This is a genomic window from Alkalihalobacterium sp. APHAB7 (genome assembly GCF_048323755.1).
GTDB lineage: Bacteria > Bacillota > Bacilli > Bacillales > Bacillaceae_F > Alkalihalobacterium.
In genome coordinates, this window is sequence record NZ_JBLWFS010000003.1 from 116,901 (window position 1) to 136,665 (window position 19,765).

At 38.8% G+C, this 19,765-nt stretch carries 16 protein-coding genes; 15 read left to right on the top strand and 1 reads right to left on the bottom strand.

Annotation, left to right across the window (positions count from 1 at the left end):
- Positions 1-56: 56 nt before the first annotated feature.
- The 11 genes from pyrR (at position 57) to ACNSTQ_RS04685 (ending at position 12,891) form a co-directional block, all read left to right on the top strand.
- Complete coding sequence (pyrR, locus tag ACNSTQ_RS04635; RefSeq protein ID WP_418198681.1) at positions 57-605, top strand: bifunctional pyr operon transcriptional regulator/uracil phosphoribosyltransferase PyrR; 549 nt, start codon at positions 57-59, stop codon at positions 603-605.
- 177 nt (positions 606-782) lie between these two features.
- Positions 783-2,081 carry a solute carrier family 23 protein gene (locus tag ACNSTQ_RS04640; protein WP_418198682.1) on the top strand — a complete coding sequence of 433 codons (1,299 nt, stop codon included), beginning with the start codon at positions 783-785 and terminating at the stop codon, positions 2,079-2,081.
- 195 nt (positions 2,082-2,276) lie between these two features.
- Positions 2,277-3,167, top strand: coding sequence for an aspartate carbamoyltransferase catalytic subunit (locus ACNSTQ_RS04645; RefSeq protein ID WP_418198847.1), 891 nt, complete (start codon positions 2,277-2,279; stop codon positions 3,165-3,167).
- Positions 3,168-4,451, top strand: coding sequence for a dihydroorotase (locus ACNSTQ_RS04650; RefSeq protein WP_418198683.1), 1,284 nt, complete (start codon positions 3,168-3,170; stop codon positions 4,449-4,451). It begins immediately after the preceding gene.
- Positions 4,448-5,536: a carbamoyl phosphate synthase small subunit gene (locus ACNSTQ_RS04655; RefSeq protein WP_418198684.1), complete on the top strand. Its 1,089-nt coding sequence runs from the start codon at positions 4,448-4,450 to the stop codon at positions 5,534-5,536. The genes ACNSTQ_RS04650 and ACNSTQ_RS04655 overlap by 4 nt, the downstream gene beginning before the upstream one ends.
- Before the next feature lie 19 nt (positions 5,537-5,555).
- Entirely contained in the window at positions 5,556-8,744 is a 3,189-nt protein-coding gene (gene carB / locus ACNSTQ_RS04660) for a carbamoyl-phosphate synthase large subunit (RefSeq protein WP_418198685.1), read from the top strand.
- A gap of 198 nt (positions 8,745-8,942) precedes the next feature.
- Positions 8,943-9,719 carry a dihydroorotate dehydrogenase electron transfer subunit gene (locus ACNSTQ_RS04665; protein WP_418198686.1) on the top strand — a complete coding sequence of 259 codons (777 nt, stop codon included), beginning with the start codon at positions 8,943-8,945 and terminating at the stop codon, positions 9,717-9,719.
- A complete protein-coding gene (locus ACNSTQ_RS04670; RefSeq protein ID WP_418198687.1) occupies positions 9,716-10,627 on the top strand; it encodes a dihydroorotate dehydrogenase in 912 nt (303 codons plus the stop codon). Before ACNSTQ_RS04665 ends, ACNSTQ_RS04670 begins: the two co-directional genes overlap by 4 nt.
- The gene (pyrF, locus tag ACNSTQ_RS04675) at positions 10,627-11,340 is read left to right on the top strand and encodes an orotidine-5'-phosphate decarboxylase (RefSeq protein ID WP_418198688.1); all 714 of its coding nucleotides are present in this window, start codon (positions 10,627-10,629) and stop codon (positions 11,338-11,340) included. The genes ACNSTQ_RS04670 and pyrF overlap by 1 nt, the downstream gene beginning before the upstream one ends.
- The gene (gene pyrE, locus ACNSTQ_RS04680; protein ID WP_418198689.1) at positions 11,337-11,969 is read left to right on the top strand and encodes an orotate phosphoribosyltransferase; all 633 of its coding nucleotides are present in this window, start codon (positions 11,337-11,339) and stop codon (positions 11,967-11,969) included. Before pyrF ends, pyrE begins: the two co-directional genes overlap by 4 nt.
- Before the next feature lie 265 nt (positions 11,970-12,234).
- Positions 12,235-12,891 carry a class I SAM-dependent methyltransferase gene (locus ACNSTQ_RS04685; RefSeq protein WP_418198690.1) on the top strand — a complete coding sequence of 219 codons (657 nt, stop codon included), beginning with the start codon at positions 12,235-12,237 and terminating at the stop codon, positions 12,889-12,891.
- Between the two features lie 152 nt (positions 12,892-13,043).
- Here ACNSTQ_RS04685 and ACNSTQ_RS04690 read toward each other — a convergent pair whose 3' ends face one another.
- Complete coding sequence (locus ACNSTQ_RS04690) at positions 13,044-14,753, bottom strand: Rqc2 family fibronectin-binding protein (protein WP_418198691.1); 1,710 nt, start codon at positions 14,751-14,753, stop codon at positions 13,044-13,046.
- A gap of 147 nt (positions 14,754-14,900) precedes the next feature.
- Here ACNSTQ_RS04690 and ACNSTQ_RS04695 point away from each other — a divergent pair, with 147 nt between their 5' ends.
- The 4 genes from ACNSTQ_RS04695 (at position 14,901) to gmk (ending at position 19,764) form a co-directional block, all read left to right on the top strand.
- On the top strand, positions 14,901-17,609 hold the full coding sequence (locus ACNSTQ_RS04695; protein WP_418198692.1) for a cation-translocating P-type ATPase: 2,709 nt from the start codon (positions 14,901-14,903) through the stop codon (positions 17,607-17,609).
- Between the two features lie 133 nt (positions 17,610-17,742).
- On the top strand, positions 17,743-18,624 hold the full coding sequence (locus ACNSTQ_RS04700; protein WP_418198693.1) for a YicC/YloC family endoribonuclease: 882 nt from the start codon (positions 17,743-17,745) through the stop codon (positions 18,622-18,624).
- Positions 18,625-18,784: 160 nt separating this feature from the next.
- Positions 18,785-19,045, top strand: coding sequence for an extracellular matrix/biofilm regulator RemA (remA, locus tag ACNSTQ_RS04705; protein ID WP_075385592.1), 261 nt, complete (start codon positions 18,785-18,787; stop codon positions 19,043-19,045).
- 104 nt (positions 19,046-19,149) lie between these two features.
- Positions 19,150-19,764 (top strand): guanylate kinase, encoded by a 615-nt coding sequence (gene gmk / locus ACNSTQ_RS04710; protein WP_418198694.1) that lies wholly within the window; start codon positions 19,150-19,152, stop codon positions 19,762-19,764.
- Position 19,765 lies beyond the last annotated feature (1 nt).

Genomic DNA, 19,765 nt, shown 5'->3' on the forward strand with positions numbered 1-19,765 from the left:
TTGTATAACCACCGCTTTCACGTTAGGACATACTATTCAGGTGGAGGTGTTGAAGTATGGCGAGAGTAATTTTAGACGAACAAGCAATACGACGTGCAACAACTAGGATTGCACATGAAATAATTGAACGTAATAAAGGAATTGATAACTGTATTTTAGTTGGAATTAAAACTCGCGGTATTTATGTTGCCAAAAGGTTAGCAGAGCGAATTGAACAAATTGAGGGTGAAAAAATTCCAGTTGGTGAAGTCGATATCACTCTTTATAGGGATGATTTGACTGTTAAAACAGAAGATCAAGATCCACTTTTAAAAGGGTCTCACGTGCCATCCGATATCACTGATCGAAAAGTGATCTTAATTGATGATGTTCTTTACACAGGGCGAACAGTTCGAGCAGCTCTAGATGCATTAATGGATTTAGGAAGACCATCACAAATCCAACTAGCTGTATTAATTGATAGAGGCCATCGTGAACTGCCAATTCGTCCAGATTATGTTGGTAAAAATGTACCAACATCGAAAAGTGAAATCATTACGGCAAAATTAAAAGAAGTCGATCAAATCGATGAAGTGAGCATCATTCAAAATGAAGAAATTAAATAATATCTCTTTAATTCAGTCCAGTGAGGCTGACAAGAGACAATTAGCACCTACTAGGACTATGTTCTTTTAGAGTGTAAACTTGCCTCTCGTCAACAAATGGACTAGAGGTTTTTTTAATAAGATCCATCATTTCAACAAAGCTTACTAACAAGAGAAACATTAAGGGAGGAAAATAAAATGTCACAACAAAAAGAAATTGGTATAAATGAAGTACCTAGAATTGATAAGTGGTTAACATTTAGTATTCAGCACTTATTTGCCATGTTTGGTGCAACAATCTTAGTTCCATATTTAGTTGACTTGAGTCCAGCAGTTGCACTATTTTCAAGTGGATTAGGTACTCTAGCGTACTTGTTAATAACGCGAGGACAAGTTCCAGCTTACTTAGGTTCATCCTTTGCATTTATCGCACCGATTATAGCAGCCACGACGATCGGTGGTCCAGAAGGTGCAATGATCGGAAGTTTTCTAGCAGGTATCATTTACGGGATAGTAGCACTACTAATTAAAGCGAGTGGTGTAAGCTGGCTATTAAAAATCTTACCACCCATCGTAGTTGGCCCAGTTATTATGGTTATCGGTCTAGGTTTAGCTGGAGTGGCAATTAATATGGCCATGTATGTTCCAGGTACATCGGAATATAGTGTCACCCTATTTTCAGTTGCGATTGTGACTTTAGGGATTACCATTTTATCAGCGTTCTTCCTAAAAGGGTTCTTCGGTCTTATTCCTTTCCTATTTGGGATTATCGGTGGATATGTTTATGCATACTTCATGGGGGTTATAGATTTAACACCTATAAGTGAAGCACCTATTTTTGCTGTACCAGATTTCATCATACCGTTTGTTACTTATACACCGAGCTTCAACTGGCAAATTGCAGCAATTATGGTGCCTATTGCAGTCGTAACGATCTCAGAACATATTGGAGATCAAATGGTTCTAAGTAAAGTAGTAGGAAAGAATTTCATTAAAAAGCCAGGTTTACACCGTTCACTCTTAGGAGATGGGGTTGCAACAATGATCGCATCTGTCCTTGGGGGGCCTCCAAATACAACGTATGGAGAAAACATTGGTGTACTTGCGATTACTCGAGTATTTAGTGTATTCGTTATCGGGGGAGCAGCTGTACTCGCTATGACACTTGCTTTCTTTGGGAAATTCGCAGCACTAATTCAAACGATCCCAACTGCGGTTATGGGTGGGGTATCTATCCTACTCTTTGGGGTTATCGCTTCATCAGGTTTACGTATGTTAATTGAAAATGGTATCAATATGGGATTAAAGCGTAACTTAATCATTTCTTCAACTATACTTGTTATCGGTATTGGTGGAGCATTCATCCAAGTTTCAGATGAAATCCAAATTGCAGGTATGGCGCTGGCAACAATTATCGGGATTGTCTTACACTTAATTCTTCCAGATAAAGAAGTAAGTTATGGCACAAAATCAATGTTTGAAGACGATAATAATTAAATCATATAATCATCCTTTAATAGGGGTCCAGAGAGGCCTTGAAGGGTTAGATATCATAGGCAGTTATTTTGCTGCCTCTCTTCGAAGGGGATGACTCAGAAACTAGGTGTAAACATCAATTAGATGTGAAACATAAATGAGCCATCCTCTTTTCTTATAATAAATGAAGCGAATATTAAGGAGAGGACGATGATTATGCACGTATTAACGATGCCCTTACTCGAGACGAATGAAATTCATCAAATCTTACATGATGCTCAAGCTTTCCTGAATGGTGACCGTTGGATGCCAAATCGAGAGACATTTGTAGCCAATCTTTTCTTTGAACCGAGTACGCGAACAAAATTTAGCTTTGAAGTAGCAGAAAAGAAATTAGGCCTTCAAGTTTTAAATTTCGAAGCTCAAACGTCGAGTGTAACAAAAGGGGAAACATTGTACGACACGGTCAAAACGTTAGAGGCGATTGGCACCAATATTGTGGTTATCCGTCATCAACAAGATCATTATTTTGATGACCTTGTAGGAAGAATTTCTATTCCGATCATTAATGGTGGGGACGGTTGTGGACATCATCCTACTCAATCTTTACTTGATTTATTAACCATTAAGCAGGAATTTGGAACATTTGAAGGATTAAAGATCGTAATCGTAGGAGACATAAGACACAGTCGAGTGGCTAGATCCAATGCAGAAGTACTTCATCGTCTTGGAGCTAGTGTATGGTTTTCAGGTCCGCGCTCATGGATTGATGAAAGTATACCATATGGTAATTTCATTGATATAGATGATGCAGTTGAAATGGCTGATGTGATGATGATGCTACGCATACAACATGAACGTCATGCAGTGAAAATGGTAACAACTAAGAGTGATTATCACCATCAATATGGACTTACAATCGAGAGAGAACAACGAATGAAAAAAGACAGTATCATTATGCATCCGGCCCCAATTAATAGGGACGTTGAAATTGCGAGTGAGCTTGTTGAATGTCAACGGTCAAGAATATTTAAGCAAATGACAAATGGTGTTGCTGTCCGAATGGCAGTGTTAAAACGTGCGATCGAAAAGGGAGGAATTAAATAAATGAAAACACTAATTAAAAACGGTAAACGACTAAGTGAAAATGGTGAACTTATTACTAGTGATATCCTAATAGAGGATAGTAAAATTGTAAGGATTGGAAACGAGTTAGAAGAACAAGTAGATGAGGTAATTAATGTTAACGGAAACTTAGTAATTCCAGGAATGATTGATTTGCATGTCCACTTAAGAGAACCGGGTGGAGAACATAAAGAAACGATCGAAACTGGAACATTGGCTGCTGCAAAAGGTGGATTTACAACAGTTGCACCAATGCCAAATACGAGACCAGTTCCAGATACGAAAGAACAATTAGATTGGTTGCAAAATCGAATTAAAGAAACAGCACATGTTCGAGTACTGCCTTATGCATCAATTACTATTCGTGAATTAGGTCAAGAATTAACGAATTTCGAAGAACTTGCAGAAAGCGGAGCGTTTGCTTTTACAGATGATGGAGTTGGGGTACAAAGTGCAGACATGATGCTTCAAGCGATGAAAGCAGCTGCAAAAATTAAGAAAGCAATTGTTGCACACTGTGAAGAAAATACACTCATCCATAAAGGCGCAGTTCATGAGGGAACATTTTCAGCAGAACATGGAATTAACGGTATACCATCAGTGTGTGAATCAGTACATATCGCACGTGATGTGTTACTTGCGGAAGCTACAGATGCTCACTACCACGTCTGTCATATTAGTACGAAAGAATCCGTACGTGTTGTGCGTGATGCAAAAAGAGCAGGTATTAAAGTAACAGCTGAAGTAACACCACATCATTTATTACTTTGCGATGAAGATATTCCAGGGTTAGACTCAAATTATAAAATGAACCCGCCATTAAGAGGTAAAGAAGACCTTAAAGCTTTAATCGAAGGTTTACTAGATGGGACAATTGATTTCATCGCTACAGACCATGCACCTCATAGTGCAGATGAAAAAGCATTAGGTATGGAAAAAGCACCATTTGGAATTGTCGGGTTAGAAACAGCATTTCCATTGTTATATACAAACATGGTAGAAAAAGGAACGATTACATTAAAGCAATTAGTCGATTGGTTTACAATGAAACCAGCAGAAACGTTTGGGTTACCATACGGAACTCTTTCTGAAGGTGTTGAGGCTGACATTACAGTCATTGATTTAAATTCAGAAGAGGCGATCAATCCTGAAACCTTTGTATCAAAAGGGAAAAATACACCATTTGCAAACTGGAATTGTAAAGGTTGGCCGACACATACTTTCGTAGCTGGAAAGCTTGTATGGAAAAAGGGGGAGCAGCAATGAAAAGACAATTAATTTTAGAAGATGGAACAGTATTTGTTGGAAGAGCATTCGGAAGTGAGAATGAAAAAGAAGGCGAAGTCGTTTTTAATACGGGGATGACAGGGTATCAAGAGATTTTATCAGATCCTTCGTATTGTGCTCAAATTGTAACATTAACTTATCCGTTAGTAGGAAATTACGGGATAAATAGAGATGACTTTGAGTCAATTGAACCGGCTATCCACGGACTAATTGTTAAAGAAGCGGCGATCCATCCGAGCAACTGGAGATGCGAAGAGTCAATTGATGATTTATTAAAAGCTAAAGGAATTCCAGGCTTAGAAGGAATTGATACAAGAAAATTAACTCGTCTTATTCGTAAGCATGGCACGTTAAGAGGTAAATTATGTAGCATGGAAGTTAATGTTGAGGAAGTTGTAAAACAACTTAATTCAATAGAAGAGCCAAACGACCAAGTAAAACGAGTTTCAACTAAAGATCCATATCACTGTCCAGGAAGAGGACATCGTGTTGTCTTAGTTGATTACGGTGCAAAACACGGTATCATTCAAAACTTAATTCAACGAGATTGTGATGTAATTGTTGTACCGTATAATACAACGGCTGATGAAATTCTTCGTTTATATCCAGATGGTATTATGCTATCCAATGGCCCAGGAAATCCAGTAGATGTTCCAGAAGCAATTGAAATGATCCAAAATTTATTAGGAAAAGTACCGATCTTTGGAATTTGCCTAGGGCATCAATTACTCGCATTAGCATGTGGAGCAAAATCAGCTAAATTAACGTTTGGACATCGAGGATCAAACCACCCAGTTAAAGAATTAGAAACTGGGAAAATTGATATCACTTCGCAAAATCATGGATATACCATCGAAGAAGATTCACTTGAAGATACTCGTTTAATCATTACACATAAAGCAGTCAATGACGGAACAGTTGAAGGTGTTGCTCACTTAGATTACCCTGCATTTAGTGTTCAATATCACCCAGAAGCATCACCTGGACCAGAAGACTCAAATCATTTGTTTACTAAGTTTATTAAGTTAATTGAAGAATATAAACAAAGCCGAGTGCGCGTTTAACAAATAAGGGGGAGACAACATGCCAAAACGTACGGATATTAATAAAATTTTAGTGATAGGATCAGGACCTATCGTTATTGGACAAGCAGCTGAATTTGATTATGCAGGCACACAAGCATGTCAAGCATTAAAAGAAGAAGGATATGAGGTTATCCTTATTAACTCTAACCCAGCAACCATTATGACAGATACAACGATGGCTGACCGAGTATATATTGAGCCGATAACGTATGAATTTGTTAGCCGTATCATTCGTCAAGAGCGCCCAGATGGTCTTCTAGCAACTTTAGGTGGGCAAACTGGTCTTAACATGGCTGTTGAATTAGAAGAGTCAGGTATCTTAAAAGAGTACGATATTGAACTGTTAGGAACACATCTAGACGCAATTAAGCGTGCTGAAGATCGTGACTTGTTCAGGACACTTATGAATGAATTAAATGAGCCAGTTCCAGATAGTGATATTGTTCATAATCTTGAAGAGGCTTATCGTTTTGTTGAGCGTGTCGGTTATCCAATTATTGTTCGTCCGGCATATACACTTGGAGGAACTGGGGGCGGACTTGTTTATAACGAGGAAGATCTTATTGAAATCGTAACGAGCGGTCTAAAGTATAGCCCAGTAACGCAATGTCTTTTAGAGAAAAGTATTGCTGGATTTAAAGAAGTAGAATACGAAGTAATGCGCGATAGTAAAGACCAAGCCATCGTTGTTTGTAACATGGAAAATATAGATCCAGTCGGGGTACACACAGGAGACTCCATTGTTGTAGCACCAAGCCAAACGCTTTCTGATCGGGAATATCAAATGCTTCGTAATTCTTCATTAAAAATAATTCGTGCATTAGGAATTGAAGGCGGATGTAACGTTCAGTTCGCACTTGATCCAGATAGCTATCAATACTACATTATTGAAGTAAATCCAAGGGTAAGCCGATCATCAGCACTTGCGTCAAAAGCAACAGGTTATCCAATTGCAAAGATTGCAGCAAAAATTGCAGTTGGCTATGCATTAGATGAGATTATGAACCCAATTACGAAAACAACGTATGCTAGCTTTGAGCCAGCGCTTGACTACGTAGTAAGTAAAATTCCACGTTGGCCATTTGATAAGTTCGAGTCAGCGAACCGTACATTAGGTACACAAATGAAAGCTACAGGGGAAGTTATGGCGATCGGTCGTAACTTAGAAGAGTCACTTTTAAAAGCCATTCGTTCACTAGAAGCAAGTGTGTTCCACTTAGAAAGAAGTGGTCTTGAGACACTTGAAAATGTTGAATTAGAAAAGCGTATAGCTGTAGCAGATGATGAGCGTTTGTTTGTAATCGGTGAAGCTTACCGTCGTGGTTACACGGTAGAACAACTTTGGGAACTAAGTAAAATTGACCGTTTCTTCCTTCATAAAATGGAAGGTATCGTGAAGTTAGAAAAATTATTAAAAGATAGCAAAGGCAACATCGAACTATTAACTGAAGCGAAAGAAAAAGGTTTTGCTGATGTAACTATCGCAAACCTGTGGGAAATGGAAGAAGGAGAAATTTTCGACCTGCGTGAGCAAGAAGGAATAATGCCAGTATATAAAATGGTCGATACATGTGCAGCAGAATTTGAATCTGCAACTCCTTATTTCTACGGAACGTATGAAGATGAAAACGAGTCGTTCATTTCAGATAAAAAGAGTATTCTCGTATTAGGTTCTGGTCCAATTCGTATCGGTCAAGGAATTGAGTTTGATTACGCGACAGTTCATACGGTTTGGGCAATTAAAGAAGCTGGATATGAAGCAATTATTATTAACAATAATCCAGAAACGGTTTCTACAGATTTCAGTACATCTGACAAGTTGTACTTTGAGCCATTAACCCTTGAAGACGTATTGCATGTCATTAAACAGGAGCAACCAGAAGGTGTAATTGTTCAATTTGGTGGTCAAACGGCGATTAACTTAGCGGAAGGCTTGGCAGCTCGTGGAGTTAAAATTTTAGGAACAGCATTAGAGGATATGGACCGCGCAGAAGATCGCGATAAGTTTGAAAATACATTACAAGAATTAGGTATCTTACAACCATTAGGTAAAACAGCAACGTCAGTAGATCAAGCAGTCAAAATTGCAACTGAAATTGGCTACCCTGTTTTAGTACGTCCATCTTATGTACTAGGTGGTAGAGCAATGGAGATCGTCTATAAAGAAGCTGAGTTACTAAACTATATGGAAAATGCAGTTAAGATCAACCCGAAGCATCCGGTATTAATTGACCGTTATTTAACAGGAAAAGAAATTGAAGTGGATGCTATATCAGATGGTGAAAACGTTTATATCCCAGGAATTATGGAACATATTGAACGTGCTGGGGTTCACTCAGGAGACTCGATTGCGGTCTATCCACCACAAACACTATCTGCTGAAATTAAAGAAAAAGTTATTGAGCGTACGATTTCATTAGCTCGCGGATTAAATATTATTGGACTTTTAAACATCCAGTTCGTATTACACGAGGATGAGGTTTACGTGCTAGAAGTAAATCCTCGTTCAAGTCGTACGGTACCGTTCTTAAGTAAAATAACAGGTGTGGCTATGGCTAACCTTGCAACGAAAGCGATCCTAGGTAAAAAGCTTCCTGAATTAGGATATGAAACAGGCTATCACCCTGAAGGCAAAGAAGTATCAGTAAAAGTACCAGTATTCTCATTTGCTAAGTTACGCCGTGTCGATATTTCTCTCGGTCCGGAAATGAAATCAACCGGTGAAGTTATGGGACGCGATTATACGTTAGAAAAAGCGTTATATAAAGGGCTAATTGCATCTGGAATGAAGATTCCGAAGTACGGATCTGTCCTTTTCACTATTGCAGATAAGGATAAAGAAGAAGGATTAGCACTTGTTCAGCGCTTCCACCGTATTGGCTATAACATTTTAGCTACTGAAGGAACCGCTGGTTTGATCAAAGATCTACAAATTCCAGTGACAACTGTGAATAAAATAGGTGCTGAAAAGCCGAATTTATTAGATGTCATTCGCCAAGGACAAGCACAATTTGTAATCAATACATTCTCAAAAGGAAAACAACCTGCTCGTGATGGTTTCCGAATTCGTCGTGAAGCAGTCGAAAACGGTGTGGTATGTTTAACGTCACTTGATACAGCAGAAGCACTATTAAAAGTTATTGAGTCGATTACATTTGCCTCAGAAAGTATGCCAGCCATGCAATAAGAAAAGAAAAGCGAAAGCGCCCGTTCAGCGACGTACGGACTGGAGCTTACCCGTATGAGATAAAGGAAACACGGTGAACGCTAGTGAGCCGATGTTGACTTATCGTAAGGAGGGGAGCGAAGTCTCGCGAGTTGCTGGGCGCTGCAGCTAGACATCTTCGAATATATACTAACTTATCTTACAAAGGGGGATGTGCTTGTGCTTAAGGATAATTTAACGATCGTTCACCAGGAGAAAATTGCGGATCAAATATTTGAGTTAGTAATTGAAGGTGAACTCGTTTCTAATATGACAACACCAGGTCAATTTGTTCATGTCAAAATTGATCGTGGAATTGATCCACTGTTACGCCGCCCAATTAGCATCTGTAACGTCGATCTAAACAAAAAACAGCTAACGATGTTATATCGTGCTGGTGGAAAAGGAACGTCACTTTTATCGCAACGTGTGAAAGGGGAACTTGTGGATGTCATGGGTCCCCTTGGCACAGGCTTTCCTGTAGAAGAAGCAAAAGAGGGAGAAGTAGCACTATTAGTAGGTGGTGGGATTGGTGTTCCTCCACTGTACTACCTCTCACAGCAACTGAAAGCAAGAGGAGTAACAGTGGTTCACGTGCTCGGATTTGCTTCAGCCAAAGATGTTTTTTATGAAGAGAAATTTGCACAACTTGGGGATACGTATGTCGCAACAGTTGATGGAACATATGGTTCAAAAGGGTTTGTCACTGATGTTATAGAGCAAGAAGGTATTGATTTTGATGTGTTATATTCTTGTGGCCCTAACCCTATGTTGAAAGCATTAGAAGTTCGTTTTCATGATCGAAGAGCGTATTTATCTCTTGAAGAGCGAATGGGCTGTGGTATTGGTGCTTGCCTTGCGTGTGTATGTCATCTTCAAGACGATCCAACAGGCACTTCATATAAAAAGATATGTACAGACGGTCCTGTATTCCCAATCGGAGAGGTGATACTATGAGCCGTTTACAAATAGAACTACCAGGATTATCTATGAAAAATCCAATTATGCCAGCTTCCGGTTGCTTTGGATTTGGAAAAGAGTATGCAAAATTTTACGATTTAAGTAAGCTGGGTGCGATTGCAGTTAAAGCTACTACAGCTGAACCGCGCTACGGAAATCCAACACCACGTGTTGCCGAAACAGCAGCTGGAATGCTAAACGCAATCGGATTACAAAACCCAGGCCTAGAAAAAGTCGTCAACGAGGAATTACCATGGCTAGAAAAGTATGATGTTCCTATTATTGCGAACGTAGCTGGATCAGAAACGGAAGATTATATTGAAGTAGCAGAACGTGTATCTAAAGCACCCAATGTGACTGCACTAGAGTTAAATATTTCTTGTCCAAACGTTAAAAAGGGTGGGATTGCTTTCGGTACGATCCCAGAAGTAGCAGCAGAATTGACAAAAGAAGTGAAACGAGTATCTTCAGTTCCTGTTTATGTGAAGTTGTCACCTAATGTTGCTGATATTGTTGGAATGGCTAGGGCAGTAGAAGAAGCCGGTGCCGATGGACTATCTATGATTAATACATTATTAGGGATGCGGATAGATTTAAAATCTCGAAAACCGATCTTAGCCAATGGTGCAGGTGGACTTTCTGGGCCTGCAGTAAAGCCGGTAGCGATCCGTATGATCCATCAAGTAAGTCAAGCCGTTTCGATCCCAATTATCGGAATGGGTGGCATACAATCAGCTGAAGATGTTATTGAATTTTTCTTAGCAGGTGCCGATGCTGTTGCAGTTGGTACAGCAAACTTTGTTGATCCATTTATTTGTCCGGAAATTATTGATGAACTGCCTGAATGGTTAGATCAGCTCGGTGTTGATCACATTTCTGAATTAACGGGAGGGAGCTGGAAGTAATGAAAAGACCTGTTATTATTGCCTTAGATTTTTCCAGCACCGAAGCGGTTGAAGAGTTTCTAACGAAAATGCCAAAGGAACCGTTATTTTTAAAAGTCGGTATGGAACTTTTTTATAGTTCAGGTACACAACTTATTCATAGTTTAAAAGAAAAAGGGCATCAAATTTTTTTAGATTTAAAGTTACATGACATCCCAAATACCGTACAGCAAGGAATGAAAGCTCTTGCTCGATTAAATGTTGATATTGTTAATGTTCATGCAGCAGGTGGTTCAGAAATGATGAAACAAGCGATGGAAGGTCTTTATGCTGGAACTCCATCTGGAATAGAGCGTCCGAAGCTTATCGCTGTCACTCAATTAACGAGTACGAGTGAACAGGTCATGCAAGAAGAATTGAGAATTAACGGAACGATGAAAGAAACTGTTCAAGTCTATGCGAAGTTAGCCAGTGAAAGTGGATTAGATGGAGTAGTTTCATCACCACTAGAAGTACCACTTATTCATGAGGCTTGTGGAGAACAGTTTTTAACAGTCACACCTGGGATTCGTTTAGCTGGAGATGCTGTAGGGGATCAAAAACGGGTGACAACACCGAGTGATGCTAGAACACTTGGCAGTTGGGGAATTGTTGTTGGAAGAAGTATAACTGCAAGTGAAGATCCTACAAAGGCTTTTGAAAGAGTAGTAAAAGAATGGGAGGAATTAGCATGAAAGAACAAATTGCATCGCACCTATTAGATATCAATGCTGTATATTTACGTCCAAATGATCCATTTACATGGAGCTCCGGGATGAAATCTCCTATTTATTGTGATAATCGTTTAACACTCTCATATCCTACGATTCGTAAGGATATTGCAAAAGGGTTAAAGCAATTAATTGATGAGAATTATGCTGATGTTGATGTCATTGCAGGAACAGCAACAGCTGGTATTCCTCACGCGGCTTGGGTCAGTGATTTGATGGAAAAACCGATGGCTTATATTCGTAGCAAAGCAAAAGGTCATGGAAAAGGTAATCAAATTGAAGGAAAAATCGAAGCTGGCGATAAAGTAGTTATTGTTGAAGATTTGGTTTCAACAGGGGGAAGTGTCATTACCGCTGCAGAAGCTGTTCGTGAAGTAGGTGGTATTGTCGTTGGTGTTGTGGCCATTTTTACATACGGCTTAGAAAAAGGGATAACTCAACTCGAAGAAGCAAAATTACCGTTCCAAGTACTAACAGATTATGAAACGCTTCTTCAAGTCTCATTAGAAAGAAACGATATTAATGAAGAAGAAGTATCAAAGTTAAAGCAATGGCGTCAAAATCCATCGTCTACAGATTGGATGAACAGTTAATCTATAAAGAGTTGGACTGGCAACAGTTCAAAGAGTTTTGCTATCGAGAGAAGAACAATAAAGGCATAAAATAGAGGTGGAGATCATTTGTGATTTTCATCTCTATTTTTATATACCTTTTATTCGTTCTTTCCCTAATTTAGTACGATGTTAAAGGAATATGAGTTAGAAAAGCCGAAGTAATTCCTACAGCTCGGTATTGGGATATTTAAAGTGTATGGGCTAGTAATGAGAGCTTGAAAAGTAATAATAAGGGGGAGTACATATGCGAAAGATGAATGGGGAAGAGTTTGATCAGTTAGTGCCTTTTTTTGATGGGATGGCATGTACTAGGTGGTTAGGGGCTGTACATGATCAACTAAAACAAGCAACAGGAACCTGGAGCGGCAAACGCGTATTGGATGTGGGCTGTGGGACAGGACGTTTATTATTTAGAGGAGTAGAAGAAGCCGATCATGTTGTAGGTATAGATCTTTCTGAAGGAATGATTCAAGCTGCAAATGAACTTTACGAAGAAAAAGGTAAAAAAGATAAAGCAACATTTCAAGTAGGAGATGCGTATAACTTACCATTTGCTAATCATGAATTTGACGTTGCGATTTCTACATGTGTGCTTTTTCTCTTACCGGAGCCTGCTAAAGGTATGAAGGAAATGATCCGTGTCGTAAAAGAGGGTGGAATGATTGCGATGTTAAATCCATCTGAACATATGAATCAACAAACAGCTGCCGAGTATTGTAAACGACATAACATTACACAGTTTGAGGAAACGACTTTGTTAAAGTGGTCTAATATTTCAACGTTACGTCATCGCTATAATTCGGTGGAACTCTCTACATTTCTAAAAAACTGTGGAGCAAAGGAAGTTGAACACTTTCCGGTTGTTGACGGCTTAGCATTAATTACGATTTGCAAACTATAACAAGAAGGACAGCCGAATTAAATTGGCTGTCCTCTTTTTAATAATAGCTGTGTTAAATTATGCTGTTGATATCTGTTGATTTAGTCCATCAATCGTTTCCTAAGAGCAGAAAAAACGACCTCTTTACCCGTATGGCTTGTACTAAATGAGAATTACTTTCTCAACTTCAATACTAGATCCTCATCAGGTGTTACATACAACGTTGTTTGATTGTCATAAATAACAAAGCCTGGTTTTGAGCCGTTTGGTTTTTTGACATGTCTAATTTTCGTATAGTCAACAGGTACACCACTCGATTGGCGTGCCTTACTATAAAAGGCAGCAACTGTTGCTGCTTCTGTTAACGTCGTTTCGTCAGGGTTGGTATGGCGGATCACGACGTGAGAACCAGGAATGTCCTTTGTATGAAGCCAGATTTCGTCTTGGCGGGCAAACCGATTCGTTAGAAATTCGTTTTGCTTGTTATTTTTTCCGACAAAAAATTCCACACCTGCTGATGAAACATACGATTCTACTTGTGGTTTGATTGGCTTTTTCTTTTTCTTACTATCTTTTTGGCGACGTCTCACATAGCCTTCTTCAACTAGCTCTTCACGGATTTCTTCAACATCTTTAGGTGATGCCGATTCCATTTGCTGAATTAATTGATCAAGGTATTGAATTTCTTGTTTCGCTTTTTCAATTTGTTCCTCTACAACCGCAACTGATTTTTTTGCTTTATTATATTTACGGAAGTAGTTTTGAGCATTGTCTGATGGACTTTTCTGTGGGTCTAATGTGATCGTTACAGTTCCCCAAAACTCATCGTAATAATCGATGACGTCGACTGCTTTGTCACCGCGTTTGACTATATGAAGATTAACGGTTAATAGTTCTCCGAAGCGCTGGTACTTTTGTGCTTTTTCAGCATCAACTAATGTTTTTTCGAGCTTTTTAATTTTCTTTTCATTTTTTGAAAGTTCATTTCGTAAAAAGCGTTCAAGATCATGGGCTTGTTGTTTTACCCGGTCACGCTCTCCTTTTCCGTAGAAAAAGCGATCAAGTAGTTGACTTACTGAAGAGAAATAGCGCACATCACCTTGTATATGTGTTAATGAGAATAAAGAGAATGCTTCTTTTCCATTTACTACTACCATCTGTGGTTCAAATCGATTAGCTTTTAATGGGGCGATCACTTCAAAAAAAGCAGATACTATGGCTTTTTGTTGTGATAACTTGGCACGGTGAACGATTTCTTTTGTTACTTGTGGTGAAATGCCCGAAAAAGCTTCAAGAAGCTGTTTATCTAATTTTCCTTGATTGAAATCTAGCTTACGTAACAATCCTTCCTCATCTACAGAAAAGGGATCGGTCTTTCCTTGCCCTGGTGGAAACTCGTACGTATGACCTGGTAAAACGGTTCTTACACTGCTTTGCGACGGAGTAATATGTTTGATGCTGTCAATAATTCTTTTGCTCTCTTTATCGATCAGTGTAATGTTACTATGCCGTCCCATAATTTCAATAACTAATGTTTTGTATGTAGTATCGCCTAATTCGTCCTTTCCTTTTATATCAATTGTAATGATGCGTTCCATATCGACTTGCTCAATTTTTTCAATAAAACTACCTTCTAAATGTTTACGAAGTAGCATGCAAAACATCGGCGGCTCTTGAGGGTTATCATATTTTTCCGTCGTTAAATGAGCACGAGCAAATGAAGGGTTTGCTGATAATAGCAAGGAATGATTTGTTCCTTTTGCACGGATTGTTAATAATAACTCAGTTTTATAAGGTTGAAAGACACGGGATATTCTCCCTGTTTCTAATTTTTCTTGTAATTCTCTTGTTATTGCTCTAGTCATTAGTCCATCAAATGACATACATTCACCAACTTCCTTAACGTTCAACTTTTGAGAAAAAATCAATTTTTAATATTTATAAAATCATTACTATCATCAGTATAGCATTTTTTAGGACGTGCCTGAATATGATGCTTGTATAAAGTGTACAAGATGTGGGGTGTCTTCATGAAATGGTATGAGATGGAGGTAAATGAAGTTGAAAGATCGACAGGTACAAACGGAATATCTGGTTTGTCAGATAAGGAGGCACAAAAACGGTTAAAGCAATATGGTGAAAACAAATTGGACGAAGGAGAAAAACCTTCAGCGCTATTAGTCTTCTTAAGTCAGTTTAAAGATTTTATGGTGCTCGTTCTACTAGCTGCGACACTCATTTCCGGGTTATTGGGTGAATACATCGATGCGATTACAATTATGATTATTATTTTACTAAATGGTGTATTAGGATTCGTACAAGAACGAAAAGCAGAAAAATCATTGACAGCTTTAAAAGAATTGTCTGCTCCGCAACTAGTCGTCCTTCGTAATGGAGAGTGGATAAAAATTCCGTCTAGTTTGGCGGTTGTTGGTGATATCGTTAAGATCACGAGCGGTGACCGAATTGGTGCTGATATGAGGCTTTTAAAAGTCAATGGTCTTCAAATCGAAGAATCGTCACTTACAGGAGAATCTGTTCCTGTACAAAAAAGTGAACAGGTTTTAATAGGTGAAGCCCTTGAACTTGGTGATCAAGCTAATATGGCATTTATGGGTACACTCGTCACACAAGGAAATGGAATTGGTGTTATTATTGCAACCGGTATGAAAACAGAAATGGGAAAGATTGCTCATTTGCTTCAATCAACAGAAACATTAGTAACCCCTTTACAAAGAAAGTTAGAACAGTTGGGGAAGATTTTAATCGGTGTTGCACTTCTTCTTACAGCTCTTGTCGTTTTAATTGGGGTTTATCAAGGGCATGACGTTTACACGATGTTCCTCGCTGGGGTTTCTTTAGCAGTTGCAGCCATTCCTGAAGGTTTACCAGCGATAGTAACCGTAGCATTAGCTCTAGGTGTTCAACGAATGATTAAACGAAAGGCGATTGTTCGTAAACTCCCTGCCGTTGAAACTTTAGGATGTGCGTCTGTCATTTGTTCTGACAAAACTGGAACTTTAACGCAAAATAAGATGACAGTTACCCACCTGTGGATTGGTGGTAAGACGTGGCATGTAACAGGAACAGGCTATGAGCCAAAAGGTGATTTTTTAGCTAGTGGTGAAAAAGTAAACATTCAAAAAGAACGAGCCCTGCAACAGATGTTAGCTTTTGGGTACTTATGTAATCATGCTAAAATCAATGAAAAACCTGTCAAGGAAGGTCTACTAAAAAAGAAGAAAACAGAATTTGTAATAGATGGCGATCCTACAGAAGGAGCACTGGTGGTTGCTGCGATGAAAGCAGGAATTACTTCAGAGGCCCTTAAAAAGCAATTTAGAATTATTAAAGAATTTCCGTTTGAATCAACGAGAAAAATGATGACAGTGATCGTTGAAGATAAAAATGGTAAAAGGTTTGCGGTCACTAAAGGTGCACCGGATGTCGTATTAGCAAATAGTAAAAATATCTTCTTCAATTCCAGAGAAGAAGCGATGACGAATAGGAGTCGAACGTTAGTAGAGGATGCGATAACAACATTAGCTAGTCAAGCGCTCCGAACAATTGCTATCGCGTATCGTCCACTATCGACTTCTGATAAAGTGGATTATCCATTAGATATAGAAAAAGATTTAACGTTCATTGGCCTCGAAGGAATGATTGATCCTCCTAGACCAGAGGTGAGAGACTCCATTCGTGAGTGTCGTGAGGCGGGTATTAAAACCATTATGATCACTGGAGACCATGCCATTACGGCGCGAGCAATAGCTAAGCAACTCGACATACTTCCTGAAAATGGGAAAGTACTTGATGGACAAACGCTTTCTAGAATAAGTGTCGAACAGCTTGAAGAAGTCGTTGATGATGTGTACGTATTTGCTCGTGTTTCTCCTGAACATAAATTAAAGATCGTTAAAGCGCTCCAAGCACGAGGGCACATTGTTGCAATGACTGGTGATGGTGTTAATGATGCTCCTGCAATTAAGGCGGCTAACATTGGGATTGCAATGGGAATTACAGGTACAGATGTGGCTAAAGAAGCATCATCTCTCATATTAAGTGATGATAATTTTGCAACAATTAAAGCAGCGATTAAAGAAGGAAGGAATATCTATGAGAATATCCGAAAGTTTATTCGGTATATGCTCGCATCCAATGTTGGGGAAATTTTAGTCATGTTGTTTGCGATGATTTTAGGGTTACCTTTACCACTCGTAGCGATTCAAATCTTATGGATTAACCTCGTAACGGATGGTTTACCAGCGATGGCTCTTGGAATGGATAAAGCGGAAGGCGATGTTATGAAGCGACCACCACGAAGTCCTCATGAAGGAGTATTTGCTAGAGGCCTTGCTTGGAAAATTGTGAGCAGAGGTTTAATGATTGGGGTCGTAACATTAGTCGCATTTATGGTGACTTTAAATGCTAACCCAGATGATTTAACAAAGGCGCAGACGGTAGCGTTTGTAACACTCGTTATGGCACAACTCATTCATGTATTCGACTGTCGAAGTGAGTACTCTGTATATCACCGCAATCCTTTTGAAAATATGTATCTTGTAGTTGCGGTTATTTCTTCTGTTTTACTTATGCTTGCCGTTATCTACTACCCGCCATTACAAACGGTCTTCCATACGACCTTCATGGATGCACGTGATTGGCTACTTATCCTCGGTATGGCTGCTATACCGACGGTTGTATTAGGAGCAGGTCAACTATTTGGTAAAAAGCGTTAAGTTTATTACTTGCTATTTTAAAAAAGTTTCGTTAGGCTGTTATAGGTAACTTTTTACCTGTAACGGCCTTTCTTTCCTTTTTTTTGTTGAAGGTGTTAATATTAGATAGAATAGAAAAAGTGGATGTGATAAGATGATTACAAGTATGACAGGATACGGGCAAGCGGTCTTAGAAAATGAACGCTTTAAAGTTTCAGTTGAAATGCGTTCCTATAATCATCGTTTTTTTGAAGTAATGCTTCGTATGCCTAGACAGCTTTTACCAATTGAAGAACAGTTAAAGAAAGCCGTCCAAAAACAAGTGAATCGCGGTAAAGTGGATGTTTTTATTAATATAGAGGGTGAAGGTCTCGTCAAAAAGCGCTTAGATATAGATTGGGACCTTTTTCAGGAATATATTCATGCAGCAGCTGATATGAAAAAACGAGCGGATGTCAAGGGGAAACCGTCAGTAGACGCATTACTTTTACACGAAAAGATTGTAAGTGTTCACGAGCAGGAACAAACCGATGAAGGACTGTTCACCATACTTATTAAAGCTACTGAAGAGGCCGTATCAAAGCTTGCCGAAATGAGAAAGCGAGAAGGACATTCCTTATATGTTGATTTAAAAACAAGAGTTGAATTTGTTAATAAAATAGCAACGGAGTTAAAACAATATGCTCCTAAAGTAGCCGATCACTATCGCACTAAGTTACAAAAGCGTGTAGAAGAATTTTTACAAGGGCAAGTTGAGTATGATGAGAATAGACTTTTAAATGAAGTAGCTTTCTTTGCGGATAAGTCAAATGTCGATGAGGAGTTAATTCGGTTAGACTCTCATACCGTCCAATTCCTAAAGATCATTGAAGAGGGTGGAGTTGTTGGGAGAAAGTTAGATTTCCTCATTCAAGAGATGAATCGTGAAATAAATACGATTGGCTCAAAAGCAAATGACATACATATAAGCCAACAAGTGGTAGAATTAAAGAGCGAAATTGAAAAAATTAAAGAACAAGTGCAAAATATTGAATGATTTTATAGAAAAACGCCCGTTCTTCGTATATAGTAATTTTAGGATGGGAAAAATATCGAGAGTGAGTTTTCTTTTTTGACGATAAGACATGTGCTTACCTTAAATCGGGTTTAGCCTAATAGTCATTATTTCACTCCTCTCAAAAAGCGAGGGAGAAAAGATGAACATTAAGTTAATTAATATTGGCTTTGGTAACATCGTATCTGCAAATCGTATTATTTCAATTGTAAGTCCAGAGTCTGCGCCTATAAAAAGGATTATACAGGAAGCGAGAGAACGTAACATGTTAATCGATGCAACATATGGTAGACGTACTCGAGCTGTAATCATCGCAGATAGCGACCATGTCATTTTAAGTGCAGTTCAACCAGAAACGGTTGCACAGCGTCTAACGAACAAAGATGAATCAGAAGACGCTTAGACATACATACAAGAGTTGCTCGGCTAACGCCGAGTTTCTTACACTTTTTAACAATGACTTGTCTATTGAATAAAAAAAGAATGACAAGTTAAACGGAGGTATTTATGAAGAAGGAAAAAGGGTTGTTGATCGTGCTCTCAGGTCCTGCGGGTGTCGGGAAAGGAACGGTTTGTTCAGCTCTTCGTCAAGAGAACACAGACATTCAATACTCAGTGTCGGCAACCACTCGTGCTCCACGTGAAGGGGAAGTAGATGGTGTCAATTACTTCTTTAAATCAAGAGATGAATTTGAAGAAATGATAAAAAATGATGCGCTATTAGAATGGGCTGAATACGTTGGTAATTACTATGGTACACCGATTGATTACGTCAAAAAAACAATTGATGAAGGTAATGACATCATTTTAGAAATTGAAGTACAAGGTGCTTTAAAAGTTAAAGAACGCTTACCTGAAGGTGTGTTTATCTTTTTAATGCCACCAAGCTTAGCTGAATTAAGAAAGCGGATTGAAGGTCGAGGCACTGAAACGGCTGAAGTCATTAACAAGCGCATGACAGTTGCCAAAGAAGAAATTGATATGATGAAAAAATATGACTACGTCGTAGAAAACGATGAAGTCCAAGCAGCTGTTAACCGTATTAAGGCGATTGTCACAGCTGAGCATTGTAAGCGTGAACGATTAATTGAGAAGTATAAACAATTAGTGGAGGTTGAGTAAT